Below are 24,284 nucleotides of genomic sequence, written 5' to 3'. Positions count from 1 at the left end.
TCGTTCCTGATTACGCTTGCCCGTCGCTTGGGTTGCCGTACTCTCCCAGATTGCATTCGGGATCTAGCCAATCAAGTCCATCAGGTTTTTCGCTGGCTAACTTGAAACCACCCTGCCACTCGTGGGGGATTTAGGGGGCTTCCCGAATTCATCATCGGAGTGAACCACTTCTATCGAACTCACGTTAAATCAATGGCTATATTAACGCCGCCGACCGTTACCTGAAGCCGATCGCCCAGAGATCATTTCTCGTTGGGGCTGAGAGCGTGGCGATCGCCGCTGAATCGGCTCAGGCTTGGCGTTGGGGTCAGGTTCAAAGCCAGCGACTTCTTCTTGAGGGAGCGATCGCTTCATGCGCTTTTCGATATCGGCGAGGAGCTTATATTCATCGACACAGACGAGCGACAGCGCTTCTCCGGCTGAACCTGCACGCCCCGTGCGCCCGATGCGATGGACATAATCTTCGGGCACATCAGGTAAGTCAAAGTTAACCACCTGCGGCAATTCGTTGATGTCGATGCCTCGTGCGGCAATATCAGTTGCTACGAGCACTTGCAAGGTGCCGTCTTTAAACTTCGCGAGGGTGCGAGTTCTCACCAGTTGGCTTTTGTTGCCATGAATCGCCAGTGCCGGAATGCCACCCTGAGTTAACTGTTTAGACAGTCGATCGGCACCGTGCTTAGTGCGAGTAAAGACCAACACCTGAAACCAATTGTGTTGCTTGATCAAGTGAGTCAGCAACTCAGGCTTACGATCGCGGGCAACTCGATAAACTTTTTGAGCGATCAAATCAGCATTAGCTTGCCGGGGTGCAACCTCAATCATCACGGGGCGGGTGAGAATCGTCTGAGCGAGTGCTTTGATTTCGTCTGAGAAGGTCGCAGAGAACAACAAATTTTGTCGTTGCTTGGGCAGTTTGGTGAGAATGCGACGAATATCGCGGATAAAGCCCATATCTAACATGCGATCGGCCTCGTCAAGCACGAGAATCTCGACCTGGGAAAGATCGACGGTGCGCTGCTGCACATGATCGAGCAACCGTCCGGGTGTGGCAACGAGAATGTCTACGCGGCTTTTGAGGCGGCGAATTTGCGGATTAATGTTGACTCCGCCAAAGATTGCCATTGAGGTGAGGTTAAGATGCTTGCCATAGTCGCGTACGCTTTCTTCTACCTGGGCAGCAAGTTCGCGAGTGGGCGTGAGAATCAGCGATCGAATCGGTGGGTGACTCGGCAAATCTTCAAGTCGCTTGGCAGACAGCCGTTGCAGAATAGGCAACGTGAAACCAGCCGTTTTGCCTGTGCCTGTTTGTGCGCCTGCTAGCAAATCACTGCCTAGCAGAATCGTCGGAATCGCCTGTATCTGAATCGGTGTTGGGTCAGTGTAGCCCCGTGCGGTAACAGCACGAACGATTTCATCAGACAGACCGAGGTTTGAAAAAGACATGTAACTCCAGAGATAACATCGGTCTGTTGCCGTTGATGGCACCAGTCTTGGCAGACAGATATGGGTTTGAAGGGCTGACGCGATATTCGGTAATGAAGACTGGAGCGAATGCCGACCTTTGCTATTCTATAACAATTCTGGTGTTGCAGAATGAGGGGGTGAAATAGCTGTAGGAATTCTCGCTACGATCGTCTGTGGAGATGATTGTAGTCAGATTCAAAAGCCACCCTGAACGAGATAGCATTTAGTGCCGGATCAATACGATCGCAGTTCCAGCAACGTCACTTATGGCACAAAAGCACCTGACCTACTCTTTAAACTCTCATCGCCTGTCAATTCTTCTATCATTTGGTGTTATTTCTTTGTTGATTATGAAGAGAAAGCCTTTCCTGATGTCAAAGCCGATCCAGGTGAGAAAGCATTAGTCACATTCCACACAGTTGCGTTTGAAGGCTCGATCGGGTTAGTCAATTTATTGCAGGCCCTTCTGATCACAAAGCGGTAACGGTAGACGGCACAACAGTAATGGTGCCGATTTATGACAGTTTGGCGGCGCGATCGCCCTACTCTATCCGCAATCAGTCATCAGCAGAATTGGCTTTAGAACGGCACGGAGAAGCGATTTCGTCGATCAGCTTTCCTCAACAACCCCAGTTCTATAATCTCACCACAACTGACGGCATTCCCTACTGGAAGATTGCTCTACTGCACAGTCGAGATGTATTAGCTACAACCGTTCTGCAAACCTGCATTCGCTATGGTGACACTACAACCTCTTGTCAGTTTTGCGCGATTGGGCAATCCCTAGAATTTGGAAGAACGATCGCCCGTAAAACTCCCGCTCAACTCTCAGAAGTTGCAGAAGCGGCGGTTCGGTTAGATGGTGTCAAGCATTTGGTAATGACCAGCGGAACGCCCAACACGAGCGATCGCGGAGCCGCTTATTTAGTCGAATGTGCCACCGCCATCAAAGCCAGAGTCAGTCTCCCCATTCAAGCGCAGTGTGAGCCGCCTGATGATTTTGTCTGGTTCGATCGCATGAAGACGGCAGGAGTTGACAGTTTAGGAATGCACTTAGAAGCAGCAGATCCGCAGGTGCGGGCGAAGATTATGCCCGGTAAAGCAACAGTACCGGTCGAGGATTACTTCGAGGCATTTGCGGCAGCCGTCAAAGTGTTTGACTGGAGACAGGTAAGTACTTATCTTCTAGCCGGATTAGGGGACAGTTTAGATACTCTGTTGGAAGTGAGCGATCGCTTAATTCAAATTGGGGTTTATCCGTTTGTGGTGCCGTTTGTTCCGATTACAGGAACGCTGTTAGCCAATCATCCTGCCCCCGAAAGTGAATGGATGTTTACTCTTTATAAGCACATTGGTGCCCAACTCAAGCAAGCCAGGATGTCATCAGCAGACGTAAAAGCCGGATGTGCAAAGTGTGGTGCTTGTTCAGCAATCTCTAACTTTGAATCTTGATTCATGTACCAATTCGAGCTAGCAGCCGATTCTCACGAAATTGACGCTTATTTTGAGCGTAACGATCGCGACGACATTGACCAAATTGCTTACCCGATCGTGGCGATCGCTCCTAATCAACCAGTGATTGGCGTAGTCCGAATCTATGAAGTCGAACCCGGCGTTTGGTATGGCGGCAGATTAGGCACTCATGTGGACTATCGCAAAGGTTGACAAATTGGCAAAGGATTGATCTACAAAGCCGTTACAACTGCAAATAGTTGGGGATGTCACCAATTTTTAGTGAGATGCATATCCCTCTCATGCAATCTTGCATTGATATGTTCTCTATGCTGGCAAATGTTATTATTCGCAGCAGCAATTGAAGGCACAAAGTTATTCCTGCGGCGGTTTTTTTGACAAACGTGTTTTCGAGCAGTTTGGTAGCGATCGCCGTTTACATTGAAGGTCGCTCCAGTCTTTCTGCAATCCAAACTTTCACGATCGATTGACGAGTCACGCCCAAGCGTTTTGCTTCTCGATCGAGCGCCTCAACCATCCAGAGTGGAAAATCAATATCTACTCGTTTTTGCCCATGCCCTGGACGGGATGCCGAGCCAGTTTCAAAAACTCGCTCACATCTTCACCCTCATCAAACCGCCGATCAAATTCCTCTGCTTTCATAAATCGCTTTCTCCAGCCTGAATTTTGACCATTATTTAAGGCAACCTGCGCCGCACGAGTTGAATATTTTTAATCCAGGAGAGTAGGTCTGATTCGCTGATGCGTTGAGTACTCGATCGCGCCTTCAAAACTTGTTCCAACTCTGCGGCAGGACGACCTGTTTGCTGAGTCCACGCCTCGACGATCGCGTCTAGTTCTAGCATCGTCGAGCCAAGCCCTAGCGCTTTTTGAATCTGTAGCTGTTCATGTTTGCCGACTCCATCCAGCACAAACTCACTGCGACCCGCTTTGTGCAAAACGCCCGCCAATGCCTGAATATAAGCCTCACTGTTATCTGGCTTGGGGTTTGTCAACGGCATCGGTTGCCCAAAGCGGCGATTAGCTGCCCAAACCAGCACCAGCAACACCCCCCCTAATTGCACCAAAATCGGCAGCAGAGGCGTTTGGCTCATATAGGCTATCCAGCTTCCTTTACCTTCACGAGCCGCGATCGCCGCTTCTTTATAGCCGTGAGTATATTCATCGACCCAGATAGCATGGCCGTTTTGCTTGACTAACTGAGCCAGAAACGCAAAGTTACCGGGTTCGTTTTGATAGGCATTAGCTGCGAGATAGGGAGTGCTGGCGAAGACAATTCGCCCTTTGCCGACCTTGGATTGCCAAACGATCGCGCCCGCTTGATCGCCTAAAAGCTGGTCTTGGTTCTTACCCAGTTGTCTTCTGCGTGTCGTCTCGATTTTGACTAAGCCGCGATCGCTGGTCTGCATCGTCGTGAATGGGCGATCGGTTGCCGGGGCCGGGGCACCCAAAATAATCAGTGTGCTTCCGCTACGAATCCAGCGTTCTTGCTCAGACCCCGGCGCGATCGAGCCAATGCCGTTCTGAGATTCAGGATCTATTTGCAAAAACGTGACTGGAGATTGACGGGTCAGCCCATCTGTCCAAGGCTTTTGCCAGCGCTGGATGGAAATGCCCTGCCGCTCCATGTAGGCATACCAAGCCCCATAACCATCGGGCGCACGGCTAAATGTAGAACCGCTCACCTGACGATTGCTGCTCGGAGCCGCTACGATCGTTAACAGCACGATCGCGCCGATCACAATCAATCCAAAAAGCCCTTTGCGGTTGATGCGCTTCATCATTTGGGTTAGTTAGGCAAAAAGAAACTGGACGAGCTTTTGTCGATCGAGCGGGCACAGATTCATCAAGCATACGCGATGGGCGAATAAGAACCCTCATCCTAGCCCTCTCCCGCAGGCGAGGGGTTTGGGGTGAGGGTTCTTAGTAGTTCACAAAAGTTGAGTTTTGCGTCATAAAAGTCTAACTTTTGCAAGAGAACATTAAACTATAAAGTGCATTAAGAAATCACTGAGCGCCCAAGAACAAACATTCATGGAACTGGACTCGATCGTCGAGCAATCACGGCTAACCGCATTGCAGCAATACCGGATTCTTGACAGTGAATCTGAGCGATCGTTTGACGATTTGGTGCAGTTAGCGGCTCAGATTTGCCAGGCTCCGATCGCGCTGATTAATTTAATTGCCGACGACCGCCAGTGGTTTAAAGCCAAAGTTGGGTTAGACCTGGCAGAAATGCCGTTAGACCTTGGCATCTGTGTTGAGTGTCTGATGAGCCGAGAGACGCTGGTTGTGCCAGATACCAGCGCAAATGAGCGTTGGGCGACCAATCCCCTGGTGAAGGCAACTCCTCACGTCCGCTTTTATGCTGGGGTGCCTCTGATCACACCGACCGGAGACGCGATCGGGACGCTCTGTGTTGCCGACCTCGTGCCCCGGCAACTGACGATCGACCAAATCAGCGCCCTCGAAGGGTTGGGTCGGCAGGTGATGACTCAGCTAGAGTTGAGGCGAAATCTCAGCGTTTTAGCGCAGGCGAACATCGAGCGCAAACAGGTCGAAGCAGACCTTCAGCTTCAGAGTTTGAGTCATCGGCTGTTTACTGAGATCACGCTTAAAATTCGGCAGTCGTTGCAGCTAAATGAGATTTTGCAGATCACGGTGCGGGAGGTTCAAAAACTGCTGAGTGCCGATCGGGTGCTGCTTTTTGAACTTCAAGCAGATGGATCGGGTCAGGTTGTGCAAGAAGCCGTGTTGCAGCCCTATCCGGTTTCGTGGGGGCAAAATATTGTTGACCCGTGTTTTCAGCAAGACTATCAAGAGAAATATGAATTGGGTCGAATCAGCTCGATCACGGATATTCAAACCGCCCCGATTCAAGCCTGTCATCGCCAGTTTTTAGAGCAGTTTGAAGTCAAGGCAAATCTGGTCGTTCCTGTGGTGTGCAGAGATGCGCTGTGGGGGTTACTGATTGTTCACCAATGCAGTAGACCTCGACACTGGAATAATTTTGAAACAGAATTATTGCAGCAACTCGCGAATCAAATTGGCATTGCAATTACACAATCACAACTGCTAGAGCAAGAAACTTATCAACGGAAAGAACTGATCCGATCGAATGCAGAGTTAGAACAATTTGCCTACGTTGCGTCTCACGATTTGCAGGAACCCTTGCGGATGGTGATTAGCTATCTGCAATTATTAGAGCGACGCTATAAGCACCAACTCGATGCCAGTGCAGACGAGTTTATCGACTACGCGGTCGAAGGGGCAGAGCGGATGCAAACCCTGATTCGAGATTTGTTGAGCTTCTCACGGGTCAGCACATGGGGACAACCCTTCACCGATGTAGACACCGAAAAAGTATTGCAGCGCGCGATCGCTAATTTGCAACTCGCCATTCAAGAAAATGAGGCGGTGATCACGCACGATCCGCTGCCCAACGTCACGGCAGATGCCACCCAATTAACCCAGCTTTTTCAAAATCTGGTCGGAAACGCGCTTAAATTTCGTCAGGCAGAAGCTCCTCAAATTCACATTGGGGTGTCTGACGATAATGCAGAAGAAACGACTTTCTACGTGCGCGATCGCGGCATTGGCATTGAGTCTCAATACCACGATCGCATCTTTGCAATCTTTCAGCGATTGCACTCGCGCAGCAAATATCCGGGTACTGGCATCGGGTTAGCTTTGTGCAAAAAAATTGTCGAGCGGCATGGAGGGCGCATTTGGTTTGAGTCGCAGCCGATGCAAGGAACCACGTTCTATTTCACGTTGTCTAGAGGCATCCCAATCTGATGAGTTTACCCATTCAAGTTTTGTTGGTTGAAGATAATCCAGGTGATGCTCGACTCACTCGGATTGCGCTCGAAGATGGTAAGATGCACATTAATCTCAGCGTTGTCGATGATGGCGTAGAAGCGATGGCATTTCTCCGTAAGCAAACCGTTTATGCCAGCGCTCCTCACCCAGATTTAATTTTGTTAGACCTCAATTTACCCAGAAAAGATGGGCGCGAAGTCCTAGCTGAGATTAAAGCCGATCAGGTTTTAAAGCGCATCCCGGTTGTGATTTTAACCACATCTCAAGCTGAGGAGGATATTATTAAAGCCTATAATCTCTGTGCAAACTGTTACATCTCTAAACCCGTTGATTTTGATCAGTTTATTAAAATTGTTCAATCGATCGAAGATTTTTGGTTCACGATCGTCAAACTGCCACCGGAGTAACCATCAATATGGCAGAGCACTCGATAAACGTTTTGTTAGTCGAAGACAGCCCGGCTGATGTGCGGCTGTTGCTAGAGTTTCTCAAAGAAGTGCCGACTAACCCCTTTCAAGTGACGCAATGCGATCGGTTAGAAACCGCCCTCAACAATCTGACTGAGAGTCGATTTGATATTATTCTTTTAGATCTCACCTTGCCCGACAGCATGGGGTTAGAAACGCTGGTTAACATTCATCGTCGAGTGCCCGCCATTCCGGTTGTGATTTTAACGGGGTTAGATGATGAAGTAATTACGCTGCGGGCAATGCAAGAAGGTGCCCAAGATTATTTGGTTAAAGGACAAGTGACGGGAGACTTATTGGCGCGATCGATGCGCTATGCGATCGAGCGTCAACGGGCCGAACAAAAGATTCGTCAGCAGGCGGCATTGCTAGACATCACTACCGATGCCATTCTGGTCAGAGACTTAAGCCATCGCATTGTGTATTGGAATAAAGGCGCAGAGCGATTATTTGGTTGGCACGCCGAAGAGGCGATCGGCAAAAACGCCAATCAACTGCTTTATCGAAAATCATCGCCTCAACTGCGAGAAGCCTTAGATGTGGTGATCGCCAAAGGAGAATGGCTCGGTGAGTTGCATAAAATTACCAAATCTGATCAAGAAGTAACGGTCGAAAGCCGCTGGACACTGGTGCGAGACGAAGCAGGACAACCCAAATCAATTTTGACCGTAGACACCAACATCACCGAAAAAAAGCTATTAGAAGCGCAGTTCTTTCGCGCTCAAAGATTAGAAAGTATTGGCACGTTAGCGAGCGGCATTTCTCACGATTTAAATAATATTTTGACTCCAATTTTAGCGGCGGCTCAACTGCTGCCTTTGAAGTTAAAAAACCTCGACGATCGCAGTCAACTATTGCTTCAGCTTTTAGAAACTAATGCTCGACGCGGCGCAGATTTAGTGAAACAAGTGTTGTCGTTTACTCGTGGCGTAGAAGGCAAACGAGTTCTTTTGCAAACACGACACTTAATTAGCGAGATTGAAAGAATTTTGCGGGAAACGTTACCGCGATCGATCGAGGTTGAGATCGAAGTTCCGCAAGATTTGTGGACGATAGTGGGTGACAGCACACAGATTCATCAGGTGTTAATGAATCTGTGTGTGAATGCTCGTGATGCGATGCCGATCGGGGGCGTTCTCACAATTTCTGCTACCAATCAATGGCTGACTGAAACTGACAAACGGCTGAATATAGAAGCCCAAATCGGTCCCTATTGTGTGTTATCGGTAGTTGACACAGGCACCGGAATTGCCGCCGAGATTCTCGATCGCATCTTTGAGCCGTTCTTCACCACTAAAGAGCTGGGCGGCGGCACGGGGTTAGGGCTTTCAACCGTCGTCGGCATCGTCAAAAGTCACGGCGGCTTCATTACCGTAGCGAGTCAACTCGGCCAAGGAACTGAGTTCAAAGTCTTCTTTCCTGCGGTGATGATTCAAGAATCTGCTCCGATCGAAGACCCAGAACTGCATCAAGGCAATGATCATTTAATTTTAGTGGTGGATGATGAAGCCCCGGTGCGAGAAAGTACGCGCATTACGTTAGAAGACTATAACTATCGCGTGTTGACTGCTTGTGATGGGGTAGAGGCGATCGAAACCTATTCTAAACATCATGATGAAATTCATCTAGTCTTAATCGATTTGATGATGCCGTTGATGGATGGTCCGACTACAATTCTCACGTTACAGAGGATCAATCCTCATGTTGAAATTGTAGCGATGAGTGGGTTGTCGTCTAGGGGAATGGTTGCAAATGCAGCCAATGCAGGCGTACAGCGATTTTTGTCAAAACCATTTACGGTGAAGGATTTGTTGAACACCCTGGAAGAAGCACTCGTTGAGAAAGTCAACACCTGACACGATCAGCTCGTTCCATAGGATCGTGGATTAAATAACCTGTAAAAGTCCTCTGATTTGTCATCGCCGAGACTTTTGCCCCCTAAATCCCCCACGAGTGGGGACTTTGAAACCAGAGTCTTAGCTCAAAGTCCCCCAGAATGGGGGATTTAGGGGGCTGAAGCCGACCCAAACGCAGCGGTAGTGTTCTAAATGTGTTGTAAAGTTCTGCAGAAAGTTTATTGGGTCAATCATTTAGCTCATCCAGCAACATCTCTGAAACACCACCCACGCAGCGACAAAGATTGGTGTACACCGTAGCTCCCTAGGGAGATGGCGAGAAGTTACACCTTAATAAATCCACGTTCCATAGAATGATAGAAGCTGTTGAAAGAGAATTGTTTTATGTCGCAATTTGTCACCGATCGTGATCAGGTCATCGTTCCGCCAATGGATCAATATAATCAGGAGTTGGTTAACAACGTCCATCCGCCCGATTGGGTCAACCCTGAGCCTGCTCCTCGCTATGATCTGGTGGTGATCGGCGCAGGCACAGCGGGGCTAGTAACCGCAGCAGGGGCAGCAATCTTTGGGGCCAAGGTGGCACTAATCGAAAAGCATTTAATGGGCGGCGACTGCACGATCGTTGGCTGTGTGCCCTCAAAAGCCATGATTCGATCGTCGCGAGTCGTTGCTGATATTCAAAATGCGGCACGATATGGCATTGGCACATCGGGCGAGATTAGCGTCGATTTTGCAGCCGTGATGGAGCGATTGCGGCAAGTCCGAGCGCAAATTAGCCCCAACGATTCGGCGAAGAAATTTCAGCAAGATTATGGCGTAGATGTGTTTTTTGGAGAGGCGAAATTTGCGAGTGCTGACACGGTGAGCGTTGCTGGAAAAAGTCTGCACTTTCGCAAGGCAGCGATCGCAACGGGTTCTCGTGCGGCAGAGTTGTCGATCGAGGGTCTAGCCGAAGCGGGATATCTCACCAACGAAAACGTTTTTGAGCTAACAGAACGTCCCCATCGACTAGGGGTGATTGGGGGTGGCTATATTGGCTGTGAGTTAGCCCAAACCTTTCGACGACTCGGATCGGAAGTCACCCTATTACAGCAGAGTTCTCGCCTTTTGAGTCGTGCTGATGAAGACGCAGCAGCGATCGTACAAAAGACATTCGAGCAAGAAGGAATTCAACTACTTTTACAATCCAAAATTCAACGCATTGAGCGTCAAGGTGCAGAAAAAATTATTCACTATGAGCAAGATGGAAAAGAACAATCAGTCACCGTCGATGAAATTTTGGTCGGAGTCGGACGATCGCCCAATGTTGAAAATCTCAACCTTGAAATTGTCGGCGTAGATTATGACGAAAAGCGCGGCGTGATTGTCAACGATTATCTGCAAACCACGAATCCGAAGATCTATGCGGTGGGCGACATTTGCATGGAGTGGAAATATACTCATGCGGCAGATGCGGCGGCTCGAATTCTGATTCAAAATGCGCTGTTTGCCATTCTCGGATTGGGACGGAAAAAGCTCAGTTCGCTGATCATGCCGTCGTGTACGTTTACCGATCCAGAAGTGGCAACGGTTGGGATGTCGCTAAAAGAAGCGCAACAGCAAGGAATTGAAGTCCAGATTCTCAATGTGCCGATGAATAAAGTCGATCGCGCGATCGTCGATGGCGAAGTCGAAGGATTTGCAAAAATTTACCTACAAAAAGGAACTAGTAAAATGATTGGAGCGACGATCGTCGCGCGTCACGCTGGCGATATGATTAACGAAATTACATTAGCAATGACCCATAAACTAGGAATCGGTGCCCTCGCGAATACAATTCATCCTTATCCCACCCAGGCAGAAGCCATTCGTAAAGCGGCGGATGAATATAGCCGCGATCGCTTGACTCCCTTTGTGAAAAAACTAGCTTCAAGCTGGGTTAAGTTGAGGCGATAAATTTTGTTACCCACTTTTTTACATCAATTTATAGACGCTTCTCGTGTGGATAGCCAACGCTCTAAAGACCTTTGGCTTTCACCGCTTTGCCTGCCCGCTAGTAACCCCTCAACTCCAATATGTTCATCCAGATCAACCCACTCGATCGCATAGCCACCACCTAGAAATTGCCAATTTTGCCAGCAATTCTCATTTTGAAACATTTGTACTGAAATCAGAGCTTCTAAAGGCTTGTGCGCTCAATTTTATGAACGGCAGAATGCGAGTTTCAGCCATTCATAGCTGTTAAAACTGGGCGTTTTCATGAGAATTATTCTCATACTGAGAATTGCTGCAATTTTGCCGTTCTTCAGTTGATGCGTGCATTAAGCGAGGATACCAACCCAGAGGAACGATCAGGCTGCGACCATCCATCAAGTCTATAATCAGCTTCTCATCAGTAACCATAATTTGACTTGCGATCGGTTCCGTTTCAAGGGTCAAAGTAGTCATGCCACGCATCCAGTAAAACTGTTTGAGGTTCTTCTACCAGCCTAGCAATTTGGTTTAATCTTGATAAAAAACCCAACTTCAGATTGTTTACAAACGGTGCGTCTTGATCTAAACAGGTACAAGGGAAAGAACTTTAGTAAAGCGATCGTGAGTGAGGGTTTGATATGTATATCGTGCAAATCGCGTCGGAATGCGCCCCAGTCATTAAGGCTGGAGGGCTAGGCGATGTCGTCTATGGACTCAGCCGCGAGTTAGAAAATCGCGGCAACACCGTCGAGCTAATTTTGCCGATGTATGACTGTATGCGATTTGACCATATTTGGGGACTTCACGACGCTTATCGCGATTTGTCAGTGCCCTGGGATGGCGGCGCAATTCTCTGCGATGTCTATTGCGGCTGGGTGCATGGGCGACTGTGTTTCTTTATCAAACCCAAGTCAGAAGAGGGGTTCTTCGATCGAGGCGTTTACTATGGTTGTGCAGACGACAATATGCGATTTGCCTTCTTCAGCAAAGCCGCTTTAGAATTCTTACTCAGAAGCAATAAACGACCCAATGTGATTCACTGTCACGACTGGCAAACTGGATTAATTCCGGTGATGTTGTTTGAGATTTATAAATATCATGGTATGGCAGATCAACGGGTTTGTTATACCATTCACAACTTCAAGCATCAGGGCATTACCGGAAGCGAAATTCTTAAATTAACGGGGCTGAACCAAGAGTCGTATTATTTTCAATACGATCGGTTGCGCGATAACTTTAATCCCTTTGCGTTAAACATGATGAAAGGCGGCATCGTCTACTCAAATTTTGTCAACACGGTGTCACCCCATCACGCCTGGGAAGCACACTACACAGAAGTTGGCTGTGGGTTAAGTCACACGATTCACTTAAACGAAGAGCGATTTTCTGGAATTCTCAACGGCATTGATGATGAGTTTTGGAATCCACAAAGCGATCGCTACATTCCATCTCATTACAGCAAAGACGATTTAGCTGCAAAAGAGAAGAACAAAAAAGCGCTGAGAGATCGTCTGTTACTGCAAGATTCAGATCAACCTCTGATCTGTTATATCGGACGGTTAGATGAGCAAAAAGGAGTTCATCTCGTTCATCACGCCATTTATTATGCACTCGAAAAAGGGGCACAATTTGTCTTATTAGGGTCAGCAACCGAGCCAGGAATTAACGCGAAGTTCCAGCACGAAAAAGCGTTCTTAAATGAAAACCCTGATTGTCATTTAGAACTAGGTTTTAATGAAGAATTATCTCATCTAATTTATGCCGGAGCCGATATGATTGTTGTTCCCAGCAACTACGAGCCGTGCGGATTGACACAAATGATCGGGCTGCAATATGGCACTGTTCCGATCGTCCGAGGCGTAGGGGGCTTACTCGATACAGTGTTCGATCGAGATTACGATTCCAGCAAACCGCCCGAAAAACGCAACGGCTATGTGTTCTACCAAACCGATGAGAAAGCCATAGAATCTGCGATGGATCGCGCGATCGGGCTTTATCAACACGCCCCCGAAGAGTATGAAAAGCTAGTCATTCAGGGCATGGAATACGATTATTCATGGCACAACCCAGCAGAAGAATATCTGAAGGTTTACGAGTTCATCCGGCACAAATAATTTTCACCTCTAAATAATTGGTTGATAGAGTTGTGATTTCTCACCCCATCTAGCCTAGACTAAAATTATCCGCGGCATACTGCAAATGCCGTTTTGAAGCAAGCAGGACTGACTAGAGCTTTTTGAGAAGATGGAGAGTATGAAAAGCTTGTTAGCTGGCTTTTTGCAGAAGTATGGGATTTGTAGTTGAGCACGATCGGGCATTGCTGAATTGCGGTATGAATGAGCAATGCCAGCGATCGTAACTTAGGAAACAGAATGAACTGGTTCGCCAGATTAAAAACCTTAATGTAGTGCCATGAGATTGCAGAAAAGTGCAATCTTACCTGTCTTGTTTGTGCCATGCACTCGACCGAAAACAGGCGTGTATTGTCCAGCCAGTTCTCATATTATGTGAATTGAAACGACAGTTCAGCGATTTGGGAAGTTCTAGCAAATGCATTGCTGAGAATTTCCGATACTGCTATCTGTCTTAATGAGTCGATCGAGAAGCTCGTGATTTTGGCAATTTGTCTCTTCGTTCTGTTTTGGCTTTTAGCCGCCTATCTTGAGATGCGGCGAACATTGCGCTGGGGGCATCAGCGACAGACTGCCCAGCTTTGCCGCGAATCCGAATCGATTCGGGAGGGGTTGTTGCAGGAGTCTTTTGCAATACGACGGAGTTTAGAGTTAGCTCTAGCCCACGATCGAGCCGATACCAAGGAGGTTCAAACCTGGTTAACGCAAATTGAAACAATTCAACACTCGTTAGAAGCTGTGACGAACCGCTTATCGCCGCCCTACCTCAACGATAGTCTGCCATTGGCGATTCAGTATGTTCTTAAGCAGTGGCAGGTGACGCATCCAGCGTTGAAACTGGAAATCGAGTTGCCGATCGCTTGGGACGAAGAGCCGATCGAGCAACGGCGCGCAATTTTGGCCTTTCTAAACGAACTGCTGCCAATGATTGCTTCTCAGCCGCTCCCAGAGACTGTTCTCTATGTTCGATTGAGCCAACAGGCGCAGTCAAGATTGATGATTCAACTGAGTACGTCAAACGTCTCAGACCTTCTATCCAGTGCTAAGACCGAATTGACTTATCTACAGCAATTCTTTCAGGTTTTGGCGGATGGAAAATGCTACTGTCGGAGACAAGGTTCTACGGTGACTTGGTGCTGTCAGTGGCGATCGCCATAATTCCAGTTCACAACGATAACTTGAGAGGAAAGGAGTATGAGCCAAGAAATATCTAAATCAACCGAAAAAATTTTAGTGATTGATGACCACGAATCGGTTCTAAACGGCACCGTTGAGGGACTCAAACGTCAATATCCAACGGCTGAAATTCAGACCGCTCAAACGGCTCAAGCGGCTTCTCAGTGGGTTGAGCAAGGTCAGCCAGACCTATTGGTGATGGATCTTTCAATCCCTAACGTTTCAGGAGAGATCGCCCAAACAGAAACGGGTATTCAAGTCCTCAAAACTCTCATGCAGATCTACCCAACGCTCAACATTGTGGTGCAAAGTGCCCATGTACGATCGCTAGTCCGCCTCAAACCGATTATCAGTAACCATGAAGGCGGATTTACTATTGCTGACAAAAGCCTACCGCTACAAGAGATGCTAAAACTAGTAGATTGGGCCCTCAAAGGGGTCAACTACACGCCGAAAGAAATGCGAACCCGATTGGAGTTAAAACACGAGTGGATGAACGTGTTGAAGCTCGCATTTCACGAAGGGTTGCAGGATAGAGCGATCGCTGAACGCCTCAATGTGGCAGAGCGTACCGTGCGGCACTATTGGACAAAAATTCAGGATGCGCTGGAGGTATACCCCGAAGAAGGTAAGAATATTCGCATTCAAACAGAACTGCGATCGCGGCAGGAAGGACTGATTGATTAATGGCAGATGTTAACCGCAGCCTTGGGACACGGCTGAAAAATGAATCTTCTATTTGGCGAATCGGCGCACTACCCGGAGTCGTGATCATCGGACTCGTGATTGCGGCTCGGTTGACCGGCGTGCTGCAATGGCTGGAATGGAGAGCGTTAGATCAAGGATTGCGGCTGCGCCCGGCAGAGCCAGTAGATGAGCGAATTCTGATTGTTGGCATTAATGAGGCAGATATTCGCCGCATTGGTACTTATCCGATTCCCGATCGCGACCTCGCCGCCCTGCTCAAAACACTGCAAACCTATCAGCCTGCGGCGATCGGACTCGATATTGTTCGCGATCTTCCGGTACAGCCCGGTCACAAGGCATTGGTTCAAGCCTTGCGTGACAAACGGGTAATTGCGATCGAAAAACTGCCTGATGATAAAAGCGGCATTGGCATTAATCCACCGCCCACACTGCCAGCAGAACAAGTAGGATTTGTCGATGCGTTGTTTGATACAGATGGTATACTCAGGCGCAGTTTATTAGGAGCCTCCGACTTAAAGGGAGATTGGCATTCTTCGCTGTCGTTGCGATTAGCAGAGGCTTTTTTGTTAACTAAAAACCTTTCTCTCGAGAACGGGATTCATGACCCAGAAGCAATGCGGTTTGGCTCAACAGAACTTATTCGCTTTCAGCCAAATTTTGGGAGCTATGTGAGAGCCGATGCAGGTGGTAGTCAAGTCCTGCTAAATTTTCGCAGTGGACGCAATCCGTTTCGGATCGTTTCGCTACAAGATATTCAATTGGGTCAGGTCAATCCGAAGTGGATTCGCGATCGCATCGTGCTGATCGGTATGACGGCTCCGAGTACCAAAGATGTAGTGAGTTCGAGCGCGATCGTCAGCGACAATCCAGCGCTCATTTACGGGGTCGAAATTCAGGCACACGCTATTAGTCAAATCGTGAGTGCGACCCTAGATCAGCGTCCTCTACTCAACGTTTGGTCAGACGGTTGGGAGTATGTGTGGATTATTGCTTGGGGTATTTTAGGCATTAGTTTAGGACGGTTTATTCGCGCTCCGCTGTGGATTTTGCTGGGGTTAACGATCGCCTGCATTACGTTAATCGGAATCAGCTATGGATTGCTGCTGCTGGGCTGGTGGATTCCGGTGGCTCCGGCGTTGCTGGTGCTAGTCTTGAACAGTGCAGGATTAGCTGCCTTCTACCGCTATGACCAGGATTTACGATCGCGCCTGCAAGACCGTCAGCGGGTCATTGACTACACGTTCAACACCATTCACAACGGCCCACTACAAACCCTAGCAACCTTGTTGCGTCAGGTGCAGTCGCAAGATCTGCCATCGTCACAGATGCTCAGTGAGTTACAGCAGCTTAATCAAGAACTGCGATCGGTCTACGATTCGGTGCGGCGAGATGCGCTGATGCAGGGCGATCAGTTTTATTTGAGCCACGATCGCGAGTTAAATTTGCAGGAGCCGATGCATGAGGTGTTGTATGAAGTTTACACCAACGTCATGGAGCGAGACTTACCCTGTTTCAAGTCGCTCAAAGTGCAATTGGTCACGTTTGAGCCGATGAATGAGCGACGTTTGAGCGTTGAACAAAAGCGGGGGCTGTGTCGGTTTCTAGAAGAGGCGCTGTGCAATGTCGGCAAACACGCAGTTTGCGCGAGTCGTTTGGAGGTGAAATGTATTCACGCTAAGGGACGCAATTTAATTCAGGTAATGGACAATGGTCGCGGCTATGATTCATCGCTACCGGAAGGAATGGGAACGCAGCAGGCAAGAAGTTTGACGAAGCAATTGCAAGGCGTGTTTGTGCGAGAGGTGCGATCGACGGGCGGAACGCTGTGTGAGTTGAGTTGGTCGGTCAGAAAAGCCAGGTTTTGGCGGTTTTGATTTTGGGGTTTCTGCTGTTCGCACTCGCAGCTCACTAAGTTACCATTTGGTAAGCGATAGATGCCTTGGGGTTCAACGATCGGATCGCCGAGTTTCCACGATCGTCTAAAGTAACCCGTTTTTGTGAGTAGTAGAATAAGACATGGATATTTGTACGACAGAACTCCCTCAAATTTGAGACACCTTAATGATGAGAACGATTAAAACAACGGCAATTGTCAATCCTGATGGTACAGTCAAGATACAAGTCCCGGCTGAAATTCTGCCAGGAAAACACCGCATTGTGTTAGTAATTGATGAGCCGCTTGAGTCAAACGCACTGAGTTCGGCTGAAATCGATGCGGCTCTTGTAGAGATGGCAAGTGATCCAGATTATCAAGCCGAAGCCCTGCAAATCGAAGCGAAATTTGCAACTGCCCAGTGGGAAGCGTTTCTGCAAACGCCGACAGAATTATGAGACGGGGGCAAGTTGACATGGCTCGACTTGATCCGGCCGAGGGGTCTGAGCAAGCAGGTATTCGCCCTGTGGTTTTGGTCAGCCGTAATGACTTGAACGCCAGTAGCCCGATCGGGCTTGCCGTGCCTTGCACAGCCTACCGTGGCAAGCGCATCTATCCGACTCAGGTTTTGGTTCGAGCACCAGAAGGCGGTTTCGATCGGGATTCGGTTGTCTTGGGTGAGCAAGTTCGCGTGTTGGCAAAAACACGGTTGTTAGAGATGCGAGGTGAGTTGAATCAGCCAACTCTGATGTAACTCAATCAAGCGTTAAGGATTGCTTTGGATTTGCTGACGAGTTCAAGCGAGGAAAGCTGAAGTTTATTGATTCTCGCATTCGCGGCTCATGACGAGTTTGCCGTTGGGAAGACGGTAGATGCCTTGAGGTTCGACGATCGGATCGCCGAGTTTCCACGATCGATTGTTCCCTGTTTTCTGAGTTTCTGGATCTGGAAGCGATCGGACTTCTCCAGTCGGAAACGACGAGGGCGGTGCATCTCCCGGTCGCACAGGTAAACCCCCCGAACCCGTAATCAGAAAGCTGCCGTTTTGCTTACGATCGCGGACGATGCAGCTATTGGCAAGCAAAGTATTGGGATCAGTGAGATTCTGCGACAGTTGGGTGAGGCTGTTTTGAATAAAGGTGGTGTCAGGTAGGGTGATGACACCAGAAACCGTGCCGCTGGCGTTAATGTCTACGCGATCGTTGCCATCCACCAACGTAAGCGAATTAGTTCCGCGAGGTGCCGGACGATAGTTTTGCCCAAAGAAAGCACGAGTATTCAGCGTAATATTGCCACCGCGACCATAGGGGGCAAATGAAAGGATATCGCTGTCTTCTAGCGCGATGATGGTGTTGGCAGTGAGGGCTATATTGCCACCTTTGGTATTACCAAAAGTGAAGCTAGAGATATCGCTATTCTGGCGAAGACGAATATCTTTGGCTGAGACTGTGATCGATCCTCCTGAGCCAATCTCCCCAAATGTAGAGATGCTGCTGTTATTGGCTTGTAAATCTCCGCGCAAGTTGATTTGAATATTCCCTGCGTCTTCGGTACTGTAAGTAGTTGCGCTCAACCCTCCGTCATTAGTCAGCTTCAGAGAACCAGCAGAGATAAAAATATTGCCACCCTTACCGCTCCCTCCATATCCTATGGCAGTCCAAATATTGCCAGCATCAAAAATCGCGCGATCGCGCACGTTGAGTATTACATTTCCAGCATCGCCGCCTACGCTTAGAGCACTCAATGCAGAACCATTCGTTACGGTCAAAGAACCAGTAGAGATGCTGATATTGCCTCCCTTTGTGTTCCCGCCAGATTGTACGCTGCTAAAAATATAACCATCATCAAAAAACACGTAGTTATGAGCGTCAATAATGACATTCCCGGCATCCCCTAATCCCTCAGTGGCAGTACTCAAATATGCACTACTAGTTAGAGTCAGAGAGCCAGTGGAGATGTGGACATTCCCACCCTGCCCATTCCCACTGGGCGCGACAGCACTATCAGCACCACTATTGTCGAAAGTCACACGATCTTGAGCATTAATCACAACATTACCAGCATCTCCAGTGCCAAAGATTGCAGTACTCAGTTTCGCACCATTAGTCAGGTCTAGAGAGCCAGTAGAGATACGAATATCGCCTCCCTGTCCAATGGCTCCGGTTGCTATGCTGCTAAAAGCACCACTGGCAAGTCCCTTTGCACTGGTGCCATCAAAATTTACCCGATTACGGGCATCAATGATGATATTCCCAGCATTACCATTACCACGGGTATTAGCACTCAGTTGTGCGCCATTAGTTAGTTCCAAGGAGTCAGTAGAGATACGAATATCACCGCCTTTGCCATTTCCACCAGGTTCTACACGGCTGTAGGCGGCCGTGAGAGGCTTACCATCTGCACCAAAACCATCAAAGGTTACGCGATCTCGGACATTGACAATGATACTTCCAGCATCTCCAGTACCTTCCGTACTAGTAATTAGTTGTGCGGCATTGGTCAGTGCTAAAGAGCCAGCGGAAATACGAACATTGCCCCCGTTGCCCGTTGCATTCGCTTCAACACTGCTTGAACCACCACTATCTATAAAGGAAGCATGATCGCGAACATTAATAATCACATTCCCGGCATTGCCTTGTCCAAAAGTACTAGTACTAAGTTCTGACTCACCCGTCACTTCCAAAGAACCCGCATTGATAATCAGATTGCCAGCATTGCCAACGGAATCGGAACCTACGTTGTTTCTAATTTCACTACTTTGCTCAACACGGATTTTTCCTGTGGCATCTAGGGTTAGGTTGCTTGCTTGACTGCCCTTAACACCCAATTCTGGATAAACACCCGCTAGTAGTTGACTATTTGATACTTGGATGTTGTCTGCCGTTACGACAATCTCACCGTCATTATTCCCCGCGACACCCACCAAAGATTGTTGCGCCAAGGCGACATTACCTCGCTGCACCTCTGGAGTAAATCGCAAATGACCATTTAGTTCTAACTCCACGCTACCAGCCCCGGCCACTGCACCAAGCTCCACTCGCCCACCTGCGGCAACAATTTGCCCCCCTTCAAGCAGGACATTGCCACCGAGTAACGTCAGAGCTTTGCCATTAGGAACTCGCAAGCCAAATGTTGGATCTCCGAATACTGTAGCGGTTGCGGTTGATTGGTTAACAATGCTGCCTCGTTGAGCAACTGCATTAAAGAAACAGGCGGATGGATCTATCGTCAACAATGCCGACGGACTCGCTGGATTTACAGCACTAAAAACACCCCGATCGCCAAATCCCACCCCATCCGCTGTCGTCGCCGCAAACGAACCTTGCACATCCAAACTCGCATTCGTCCCAAAAACAACGCCGTTGGGATTAATCAAAAACAAATTCGGACGACCATCCCCAAACGCACCCAACGTTCCCAGAATCTCCGAAGCCCTGCCACCCGTCACTCGTACTAAAATGTTCTGAATCGATGCATCAGGTAAAAAGTATGCTCCGCGACCTGCACTGACATTAAACTCACGAAAGCTGTGAAATAGATTTTGCCCTCGTTGTGCCCCACCTCCGATCGCTTCAATGGGTAGAGCCAAAAAGTTCTGGATGACTTGTGATCGCTCATTCCCCAACGTCTCATCTGGCACAATTACACTTTGGGCAAAGACAGACGAAGCCGCGATCGCCCCTACACTCCCTGCGATCGCGATTCCCACGAACTGCCCAGCCAACCTTCTCCAGTTGCTCATGCTGCACTCACTCCGCTGAGTTTTGCCGTAATTTGCTTGATCGGGGATGACAGGGTAGCTCCACCTGATCATCCTTATCCTACTGCTAATGGCAAATTCTTCCTATCTCTTGGCAATTTCTTTAGATTGACCTTGATGGGCAATGCGATCGAGTAATTGCTCCTCCCAGCTTGCCAAATCCCTTAAACCGTAACAAGTTCGTATTGCAACACCAAAAAATCTTGCGCTTGTAACGTCGCCATTGCATACTCACGACCCTGGGAATCAGAAAATTCCACCAGGTAGCGACACAGTGCGTCGTCTCGGTCATAAATATGCACGATGGTTCCAACTAAACCAATAGGCAACTCTTCTAGGGCAAGACTATTTTCCTCAACTAATGAGAGGCGATCGCTCGGAAGCTTAATGAGAAGGGCAACTGTATCTAGAAGTTTCGGTTGAGTCATCACTTGATAAAAGCAGAAACGAGTTGAGGTTCAGTTGAATCCTGCGGAATGATCCAGATCGTTCTGAGTTGAACAGCATTGGTATCGGGTAGTGTCCAGTCTAGCTTAAACTCTTGCCCAAATTCAGTTACCTGCTCTTGAACAATTTCGCCTTCGATCGCCGCCTGCCGAATCAATTGATCGAGTCGTTCTACGTTTTCAGCCGTGATGCCTAATGCAGACTTAAACACTTTAGCCTTGTGTTTGCCTTTAGGATGGTCTGGATTGAGGCAATAGCCGAGCAGCTTTGCGATCGGGATAATCGCCTGGTCTCCATTGGGTAACTTCATCACGTCTTCGCCCTTGTCCCTTGGTCGCTGGGGACATCTCACCGTCAACACTCACACCTTAAATTTCAACCGCAATTGCTACTCCTGCGCGATCGCCTCCTCTGCGTGGTGAATTGCCGCTATCGTACCAGTAGAATGGGCGATCGTCCTCTAAATTTAGCCATTTCAGATTGCGAGGGAGCATCTCACCCTGGCGTAAGTATTCATACTCGGTGTTAACTTGTGATCGACTGGACGTACAATGGAGTTTGGCAGAACTATGCTGGAGCAATGGCACGATCGCGCCATTACTGAGAACTATGCTCAAACCCATTACCGAAGCACAAATGGCTGTCTATCGGGCAACGGCACAGCGGCTTGCCCAAGAGCGGGTACAGCAATTGCGATCAAAGCACCAACGGGCTTGGGAGGTGGCGAGACAAGCGGCTCAAATTCTGAAGCAGCAATTTGGGGCACAACAGGTTGCCATTTTTGGTTCGATGCTCTCCCGCGATCGGGTACACGAACGCTCTGATCTAGATATCGCCGTTTGGGGTTTGGATCAAGACCTTTATTATCAAGCCGTGTCCCGCTTGCTGGATTTAGATCCCAGCCTTCCTATTGACCTAGTGGAAGTGGAACGCGCTAAACCCAAAATTCGAGCTGCTATTGAACACGAGAGTGTTGTGCTATGAGCATCCCTGGAACAATTTTGGCAGCTCGGATTCGCACCGAACTAGTTGATATTGAGCAAGTGGTGACCCGCACACAACATTTGCTGGCAAAAGCCCAACAGCAAAACGATGAGGACTATCTAGATGGTGTAGCCCTTAACCTGCACGGATTTTATGCAGGTGCTGAACGATTGTTTGAGGAAATTGCCAGAGAAATTGATGGCTCAATTCCCAGCCGTGCAGATTGGCATCGGGCCTTGTTGATCCAGATGGCATCCGAGATTTTGGAGCGCCGCCCCGCGGTGATCGATCGCGACACGCGCAATTGCCTAGATATTTACCGAGGGTTTCGCCATGTGGTCAGGAACATCTACACGTTCAATTTAGAGCCAGGTCGATTGCGGGAATTGGTGAATGCTTTACCCCACTGTTATGCCAGTCTTGCCAGAGATCTACACCGTTTTTGTGATTTTCTAGAGCAAGTTGATGTTGAGTGAATCCATCCGCCATTCATTCTTGCCCGTAATCAAGGACACTCGCGACTCATGACGAGCTTGCCGTTGGAGAGCCGATAGATGCCTTGGGGTTCGACTACTTGAAAGACGAATAGACTTAGCCGCGATGTCAATATTGCCGCCAGAGGTTAGCAAAGAAAGAGTTGTAATGCTGCTGTTCGAGAGTCGGGTGATGTTTCAGAGATGTTGCTGGATGAACCAGATGTTTTACTAGGTAGGCTTTCTATAGAATTTAACAACACGTCCAGACCACTACCGGAGTATTGTGAAGGATGATCTCTGCAAAAACTGAAATCGGCAGGATTTTCTTGAGGTCTGTGGAGGATTGAGCGATCGAGTACCATAGAAGCAACATCCACTGCACCTCCATTGCGCCCCATGACTTCAGCCTCCGATCGGGTTTATTGGACAACCGAGGACTTAAAGTTACTGCCAGAGAGCAGCAGTCGCTACGAAATTATTGATGGACATTTGCTCATGACTCGCGCTCCTCACTGGAAACATCAGAAAGCGATCGTCAAAGCTTCCAGAATTTTGGATACTTGGGCGGAAGCAAGTCAATTGGGGGAAACGGTAGCGACACCCGGTGTCATTTTTGATGATGCGGACAATGTGATTCCAGATGTGGTCTGGATTAGTCACGATCGACTAGCGGCGGGAGTCGATCAGGAAGGTCATTTCACCATTGCTCCAGAACTGATCGTTGAGGTGCTATCTCCAGGGACGCAAAATGAGCGCCGCGATCGCGAAACCAAACTAAAGCTTTATGCAGAACGCGGAGTACAAGAGTATTGGATTCTCGACTGGCGCACGCAGCAATTAGAAGTTTATCGTCGTCAGGATGCTTTCTTGCGGCTCGTCTCTACGCTGTTTCCCCAAGATACGCTGACCTCTCCTATTCTTCCAGGTTTTAGCTGCGCGGTTGCCGAGTTTTTCCGCTAGTGCAGAGCCTCTACAAACGTCTGGTGTTCAGGGCTGGCAATTCCTTGCTGAAGAGCTTGTAGCACCGCTGCCATGTCGCCTGACAAGAGGCGATCGCCTGCCAACCACAAGCCCGGAAATCGCTGGCTGCGGAAGATACCCAATGCATTGGCGGCTAAAGATTTGTATTCTCCAGCTTTGAGATAAAACCAATCAATCTGCTGACTGTAGGTGCGCCAAACAATATATTCCTGCACACCGTTGCGCCGATAAACTCGAAGCTTGTCGTGCAGATCGTAGGAAGCGCTACTGGCAGCAACTTCGACGATCAGTTCGGGTGCGCCTTCAATATAATCGTCCTCGCTAATCCGAGATTGTCCGCCCTGTTCTAAACGCAAGACGGCATCGGGCTGAGGTTCGTTATCGGCATCCAGACGAACGGTAGGATTATCGTAGAGTTCCACGCCCGGAGTCGCTGTTTTATAAGTCCAGAGCCAACCCATGATGTCGCCGTGGGGTTTGCCGTGTGCTTTGGCGCGTAATGGGGATGCCACGTAAACGACTCCTTCAATCAATTCTACTTTTTTGGGGTCAGGCATAGCAGCGTAACGACGCTCAAATTCAGTGCGGGTAAGGCGATCGCCGCTTTCCAGGGGAGGTAGCTTGATTAGTCGTTCCGTCGTCATAGCTTATCTTCAAGTCGTTAGTCATATTCTACAGCGTTCTTTCTGTATCCAATCTTTTACAA

28 protein-coding genes are annotated in these 24,284 nt (G+C 48.7%); 16 read left to right on the top strand and 12 right to left on the bottom strand.

What is annotated here, in order from left to right; all coding sequences use genetic code 11:
• Positions 1 to 201: 201 nt before the first annotated feature.
• Positions 202 to 1,446, bottom strand: coding sequence for a DEAD/DEAH box helicase (locus tag BRW63_RS22485; protein WP_073074629.1), 1,245 nt, complete (start codon positions 1,444 to 1,446; stop codon positions 202 to 204).
• A 247-nt stretch (positions 1,447 to 1,693) separates the two neighbouring features.
• On the opposite strand from BRW63_RS22485, the gene BRW63_RS22480 reads away from it, so the two are divergent.
• From BRW63_RS22480 to BRW63_RS22470, 3 genes are read left to right on the top strand one after another with little or no spacing between them, the layout of a single operon-like run.
• The gene (locus BRW63_RS22480; protein ID WP_073074628.1) at positions 1,694 to 1,951 is read left to right on the top strand and encodes a hypothetical protein; all 258 of its coding nucleotides are present in this window, start codon (positions 1,694 to 1,696) and stop codon (positions 1,949 to 1,951) included.
• A 20-nt stretch (positions 1,952 to 1,971) separates the two neighbouring features.
• Positions 1,972 to 2,919: an MSMEG_0568 family radical SAM protein gene (locus BRW63_RS22475; RefSeq protein WP_244913257.1), complete on the top strand. Its 948-nt coding sequence runs from the start codon at positions 1,972 to 1,974 to the stop codon at positions 2,917 to 2,919.
• 3 nt (positions 2,920 to 2,922) lie between these two features.
• Positions 2,923 to 3,132 (top strand): lysophospholipid acyltransferase family protein, encoded by a 210-nt coding sequence (locus BRW63_RS22470; RefSeq protein WP_244913258.1) that lies wholly within the window; start codon positions 2,923 to 2,925, stop codon positions 3,130 to 3,132.
• Positions 3,133 to 3,355: 223 nt separating this feature from the next.
• On the opposite strand, the gene brnA is transcribed toward BRW63_RS22470, so the two are convergent.
• Both brnA and BRW63_RS22460 read right to left on the bottom strand, forming a co-directional pair.
• Positions 3,356 to 3,475, bottom strand: coding sequence for a type II toxin-antitoxin system BrnA family antitoxin (brnA, locus tag BRW63_RS30040; RefSeq protein WP_397428432.1), 120 nt, complete (start codon positions 3,473 to 3,475; stop codon positions 3,356 to 3,358).
• A 142-nt stretch (positions 3,476 to 3,617) separates the two neighbouring features.
• Complete coding sequence (locus tag BRW63_RS22460) at positions 3,618 to 4,724, bottom strand: DUF4350 domain-containing protein (RefSeq protein WP_223257476.1); 1,107 nt, start codon at positions 4,722 to 4,724, stop codon at positions 3,618 to 3,620.
• A 250-nt stretch (positions 4,725 to 4,974) separates the two neighbouring features.
• Between BRW63_RS22460 and BRW63_RS22455 the strand changes: the two genes are divergently transcribed.
• The 4 genes from BRW63_RS22455 to BRW63_RS22440 all read left to right on the top strand — a co-directional run bounded on the left by BRW63_RS22455 (position 4,975) and on the right by BRW63_RS22440 (position 11,023).
• Positions 4,975 to 6,738, top strand: coding sequence for a GAF domain-containing sensor histidine kinase (locus tag BRW63_RS22455; protein WP_073074627.1), 1,764 nt, complete (start codon positions 4,975 to 4,977; stop codon positions 6,736 to 6,738).
• Positions 6,738 to 7,169, top strand: a complete 432-nt coding sequence (locus BRW63_RS22450) for a response regulator (RefSeq protein ID WP_073074626.1) — start codon at positions 6,738 to 6,740, stop codon at positions 7,167 to 7,169. Before BRW63_RS22455 ends, BRW63_RS22450 begins: the two co-directional genes overlap by 1 nt.
• Positions 7,170 to 7,177: 8 nt before the next feature.
• Positions 7,178 to 9,085 carry a hybrid sensor histidine kinase/response regulator gene (locus tag BRW63_RS22445; protein ID WP_073074625.1) on the top strand — a complete coding sequence of 636 codons (1,908 nt, stop codon included), beginning with the start codon at positions 7,178 to 7,180 and terminating at the stop codon, positions 9,083 to 9,085.
• A gap of 384 nt (positions 9,086 to 9,469) precedes the next feature.
• Positions 9,470 to 11,023, top strand: a complete 1,554-nt coding sequence (locus BRW63_RS22440; RefSeq protein WP_073074624.1) for a mercuric reductase — start codon at positions 9,470 to 9,472, stop codon at positions 11,021 to 11,023.
• A 23-nt stretch (positions 11,024 to 11,046) separates the two neighbouring features.
• Here BRW63_RS22440 and BRW63_RS22435 read toward each other — a convergent pair whose 3' ends face one another.
• Positions 11,047 to 11,238 carry a DUF2442 domain-containing protein gene (locus tag BRW63_RS22435; RefSeq protein WP_397428431.1) on the bottom strand — a complete coding sequence of 64 codons (192 nt, stop codon included), beginning with the start codon at positions 11,236 to 11,238 and terminating at the stop codon, positions 11,047 to 11,049.
• Between the two features lie 70 nt (positions 11,239 to 11,308).
• Positions 11,309 to 11,515, bottom strand: coding sequence for a DUF2442 domain-containing protein (locus BRW63_RS22430; RefSeq protein ID WP_083583179.1), 207 nt, complete (start codon positions 11,513 to 11,515; stop codon positions 11,309 to 11,311).
• A 164-nt stretch (positions 11,516 to 11,679) separates the two neighbouring features.
• Here BRW63_RS22430 and glgA point away from each other — a divergent pair, with 164 nt between their 5' ends.
• A complete protein-coding gene (gene glgA, locus BRW63_RS22425; RefSeq protein ID WP_073074623.1) occupies positions 11,680 to 13,155 on the top strand; it encodes a glycogen synthase GlgA in 1,476 nt (491 codons plus the stop codon).
• A gap of 65 nt (positions 13,156 to 13,220) precedes the next feature.
• On the opposite strand, the gene BRW63_RS27800 is transcribed toward glgA, so the two are convergent.
• Positions 13,221 to 13,499: a hypothetical protein gene (locus BRW63_RS27800; RefSeq protein ID WP_143162105.1), complete on the bottom strand. Its 279-nt coding sequence runs from the start codon at positions 13,497 to 13,499 to the stop codon at positions 13,221 to 13,223.
• Positions 13,500 to 13,596: 97 nt separating this feature from the next.
• On the opposite strand from BRW63_RS27800, the gene BRW63_RS22420 reads away from it, so the two are divergent.
• From BRW63_RS22420 to BRW63_RS22400, 5 genes are all read left to right on the top strand, one after another.
• Positions 13,597 to 14,331 carry a hypothetical protein gene (locus tag BRW63_RS22420; protein ID WP_073074622.1) on the top strand — a complete coding sequence of 245 codons (735 nt, stop codon included), beginning with the start codon at positions 13,597 to 13,599 and terminating at the stop codon, positions 14,329 to 14,331.
• Between the two features lie 36 nt (positions 14,332 to 14,367).
• A complete protein-coding gene (locus tag BRW63_RS22415) occupies positions 14,368 to 15,036 on the top strand; it encodes a response regulator transcription factor (RefSeq protein ID WP_073074621.1) in 669 nt (222 codons plus the stop codon).
• Positions 15,036 to 16,931, top strand: a complete 1,896-nt coding sequence (locus tag BRW63_RS22410; RefSeq protein WP_073074620.1) for a sensor histidine kinase — start codon at positions 15,036 to 15,038, stop codon at positions 16,929 to 16,931. Before BRW63_RS22415 ends, BRW63_RS22410 begins: the two co-directional genes overlap by 1 nt.
• Positions 16,932 to 17,118: 187 nt before the next feature.
• Positions 17,119 to 17,388: a hypothetical protein gene (locus tag BRW63_RS22405; RefSeq protein ID WP_219898682.1), complete on the top strand. Its 270-nt coding sequence runs from the start codon at positions 17,119 to 17,121 to the stop codon at positions 17,386 to 17,388.
• Positions 17,385 to 17,684, top strand: a complete 300-nt coding sequence (locus tag BRW63_RS22400; RefSeq protein WP_073074619.1) for a type II toxin-antitoxin system PemK/MazF family toxin — start codon at positions 17,385 to 17,387, stop codon at positions 17,682 to 17,684. The genes BRW63_RS22405 and BRW63_RS22400 overlap by 4 nt, the downstream gene beginning before the upstream one ends.
• A gap of 63 nt (positions 17,685 to 17,747) precedes the next feature.
• Here the strand turns inward: BRW63_RS22400 and BRW63_RS22395 are convergent, their stop codons facing one another.
• From BRW63_RS22395 to BRW63_RS27795, 4 genes are all read right to left on the bottom strand, one after another.
• Complete coding sequence (locus BRW63_RS22395; RefSeq protein WP_181314464.1) at positions 17,748 to 20,672, bottom strand: two-partner secretion domain-containing protein; 2,925 nt, start codon at positions 20,670 to 20,672, stop codon at positions 17,748 to 17,750.
• Between the two features lie 182 nt (positions 20,673 to 20,854).
• Complete coding sequence (locus BRW63_RS22390; protein WP_073074617.1) at positions 20,855 to 21,118, bottom strand: DUF4926 domain-containing protein; 264 nt, start codon at positions 21,116 to 21,118, stop codon at positions 20,855 to 20,857.
• Positions 21,118 to 21,447 (bottom strand): DUF6883 domain-containing protein, encoded by a 330-nt coding sequence (locus BRW63_RS22385; protein WP_073074616.1) that lies wholly within the window; start codon positions 21,445 to 21,447, stop codon positions 21,118 to 21,120. Before BRW63_RS22385 ends, BRW63_RS22390 begins: the two co-directional genes overlap by 1 nt.
• A 58-nt stretch (positions 21,448 to 21,505) precedes the next feature.
• Complete coding sequence (locus tag BRW63_RS27795; RefSeq protein WP_143162104.1) at positions 21,506 to 21,760, bottom strand: hypothetical protein; 255 nt, start codon at positions 21,758 to 21,760, stop codon at positions 21,506 to 21,508.
• Here BRW63_RS27795 and BRW63_RS22380 point away from each other — a divergent pair.
• Both BRW63_RS22380 and BRW63_RS22375 read left to right on the top strand, forming a co-directional pair.
• A complete protein-coding gene (locus BRW63_RS22380) occupies positions 21,747 to 22,121 on the top strand; it encodes a nucleotidyltransferase family protein (RefSeq protein ID WP_073074615.1) in 375 nt (124 codons plus the stop codon). The two genes, BRW63_RS27795 and BRW63_RS22380, sit on opposite strands and share 14 nt — an antisense overlap.
• Positions 22,118 to 22,597 (top strand): ribonuclease toxin HepT-like protein, encoded by a 480-nt coding sequence (locus BRW63_RS22375; protein WP_073074614.1) that lies wholly within the window; start codon positions 22,118 to 22,120, stop codon positions 22,595 to 22,597. Before BRW63_RS22380 ends, BRW63_RS22375 begins: the two co-directional genes overlap by 4 nt.
• 250 nt (positions 22,598 to 22,847) lie before the next feature.
• Here BRW63_RS22375 and BRW63_RS29685 read toward each other — a convergent pair whose 3' ends face one another.
• Positions 22,848 to 22,970 carry a hypothetical protein gene (locus BRW63_RS29685; RefSeq protein ID WP_262983566.1) on the bottom strand — a complete coding sequence of 41 codons (123 nt, stop codon included), beginning with the start codon at positions 22,968 to 22,970 and terminating at the stop codon, positions 22,848 to 22,850.
• Between the two features lie 23 nt (positions 22,971 to 22,993).
• Between BRW63_RS29685 and BRW63_RS22370 the strand changes: the two genes are divergently transcribed.
• On the top strand, positions 22,994 to 23,557 hold the full coding sequence (locus tag BRW63_RS22370; RefSeq protein WP_073074613.1) for a Uma2 family endonuclease: 564 nt from the start codon (positions 22,994 to 22,996) through the stop codon (positions 23,555 to 23,557).
• Here the strand turns inward: BRW63_RS22370 and BRW63_RS22365 are convergent.
• A complete protein-coding gene (locus tag BRW63_RS22365; protein ID WP_073074612.1) occupies positions 23,554 to 24,222 on the bottom strand; it encodes a Uma2 family endonuclease in 669 nt (222 codons plus the stop codon). The two genes, BRW63_RS22370 and BRW63_RS22365, sit on opposite strands and share 4 nt — an antisense overlap.
• Positions 24,223 to 24,284 lie beyond the last annotated feature (62 nt).

Origin of the sequence: Phormidesmis priestleyi ULC007 (assembly GCF_001895925.1) — a bacterium.
Classification (GTDB): domain Bacteria; phylum Cyanobacteriota; class Cyanobacteriia; order Leptolyngbyales; family Leptolyngbyaceae; genus Phormidesmis_A; species Phormidesmis_A priestleyi_A.
The sequence above is the reverse complement of the archived record's forward strand: the minus strand, read 5'-3'. Positions and strand labels throughout refer to the sequence as shown.

Coding starts and splice junctions, on each gene's coding strand:
- BRW63_RS22485 (WP_073074629.1), bottom strand. CDS start 1,446: ATGTCTTTTTCAAACCTCGGTCTGTCTGATGAAATCGTTCGTGCTGTT.
- BRW63_RS22475 (WP_244913257.1), top strand. CDS start 1,972: ATGGTGCCGATTTATGACAGTTTGGCGGCGCGATCGCCCTACTCTATC.
- BRW63_RS22470 (WP_244913258.1), top strand. CDS start 2,923: ATGTACCAATTCGAGCTAGCAGCCGATTCTCACGAAATTGACGCTTAT.
- BRW63_RS22460 (WP_223257476.1), bottom strand. CDS start 4,724: ATGATGAAGCGCATCAACCGCAAAGGGCTTTTTGGATTGATTGTGATC.
- BRW63_RS22455 (WP_073074627.1), top strand. CDS start 4,975: ATGGAACTGGACTCGATCGTCGAGCAATCACGGCTAACCGCATTGCAG.
- BRW63_RS22450 (WP_073074626.1), top strand. CDS start 6,738: ATGAGTTTACCCATTCAAGTTTTGTTGGTTGAAGATAATCCAGGTGAT.
- BRW63_RS22445 (WP_073074625.1), top strand. CDS start 7,178: ATGGCAGAGCACTCGATAAACGTTTTGTTAGTCGAAGACAGCCCGGCT.
- BRW63_RS22440 (WP_073074624.1), top strand. CDS start 9,470: ATGTCGCAATTTGTCACCGATCGTGATCAGGTCATCGTTCCGCCAATG.
- BRW63_RS22430 (WP_083583179.1), bottom strand. CDS start 11,515: ATGACTACTTTGACCCTTGAAACGGAACCGATCGCAAGTCAAATTATG.
- glgA (WP_073074623.1), top strand. CDS start 11,680: ATGTATATCGTGCAAATCGCGTCGGAATGCGCCCCAGTCATTAAGGCT.
- BRW63_RS27800 (WP_143162105.1), bottom strand. CDS start 13,499: ATGGCACAAACAAGACAGGTAAGATTGCACTTTTCTGCAATCTCATGG.
- BRW63_RS22415 (WP_073074621.1), top strand. CDS start 14,368: ATGAGCCAAGAAATATCTAAATCAACCGAAAAAATTTTAGTGATTGAT.
- BRW63_RS22410 (WP_073074620.1), top strand. CDS start 15,036: ATGGCAGATGTTAACCGCAGCCTTGGGACACGGCTGAAAAATGAATCT.
- BRW63_RS22405 (WP_219898682.1), top strand. CDS start 17,119: ATGATGAGAACGATTAAAACAACGGCAATTGTCAATCCTGATGGTACA.
- BRW63_RS22400 (WP_073074619.1), top strand. CDS start 17,385: ATGAGACGGGGGCAAGTTGACATGGCTCGACTTGATCCGGCCGAGGGG.
- BRW63_RS22395 (WP_181314464.1), bottom strand. CDS start 20,672: ATGAGCAACTGGAGAAGGTTGGCTGGGCAGTTCGTGGGAATCGCGATC.
- BRW63_RS22390 (WP_073074617.1), bottom strand. CDS start 21,118: ATGACTCAACCGAAACTTCTAGATACAGTTGCCCTTCTCATTAAGCTT.
- BRW63_RS22385 (WP_073074616.1), bottom strand. CDS start 21,447: ATGAAGTTACCCAATGGAGACCAGGCGATTATCCCGATCGCAAAGCTG.
- BRW63_RS22380 (WP_073074615.1), top strand. CDS start 21,747: ATGCTCAAACCCATTACCGAAGCACAAATGGCTGTCTATCGGGCAACG.
- BRW63_RS27795 (WP_143162104.1), bottom strand. CDS start 21,760: ATGGGTTTGAGCATAGTTCTCAGTAATGGCGCGATCGTGCCATTGCTC.
- BRW63_RS22375 (WP_073074614.1), top strand. CDS start 22,118: ATGAGCATCCCTGGAACAATTTTGGCAGCTCGGATTCGCACCGAACTA.
- BRW63_RS29685 (WP_262983566.1), bottom strand. CDS start 22,970: ATGTTGCTTCTATGGTACTCGATCGCTCAATCCTCCACAGACCTCAAG.
- BRW63_RS22370 (WP_073074613.1), top strand. CDS start 22,994: ATGACTTCAGCCTCCGATCGGGTTTATTGGACAACCGAGGACTTAAAG.
- BRW63_RS22365 (WP_073074612.1), bottom strand. CDS start 24,222: ATGACGACGGAACGACTAATCAAGCTACCTCCCCTGGAAAGCGGCGAT.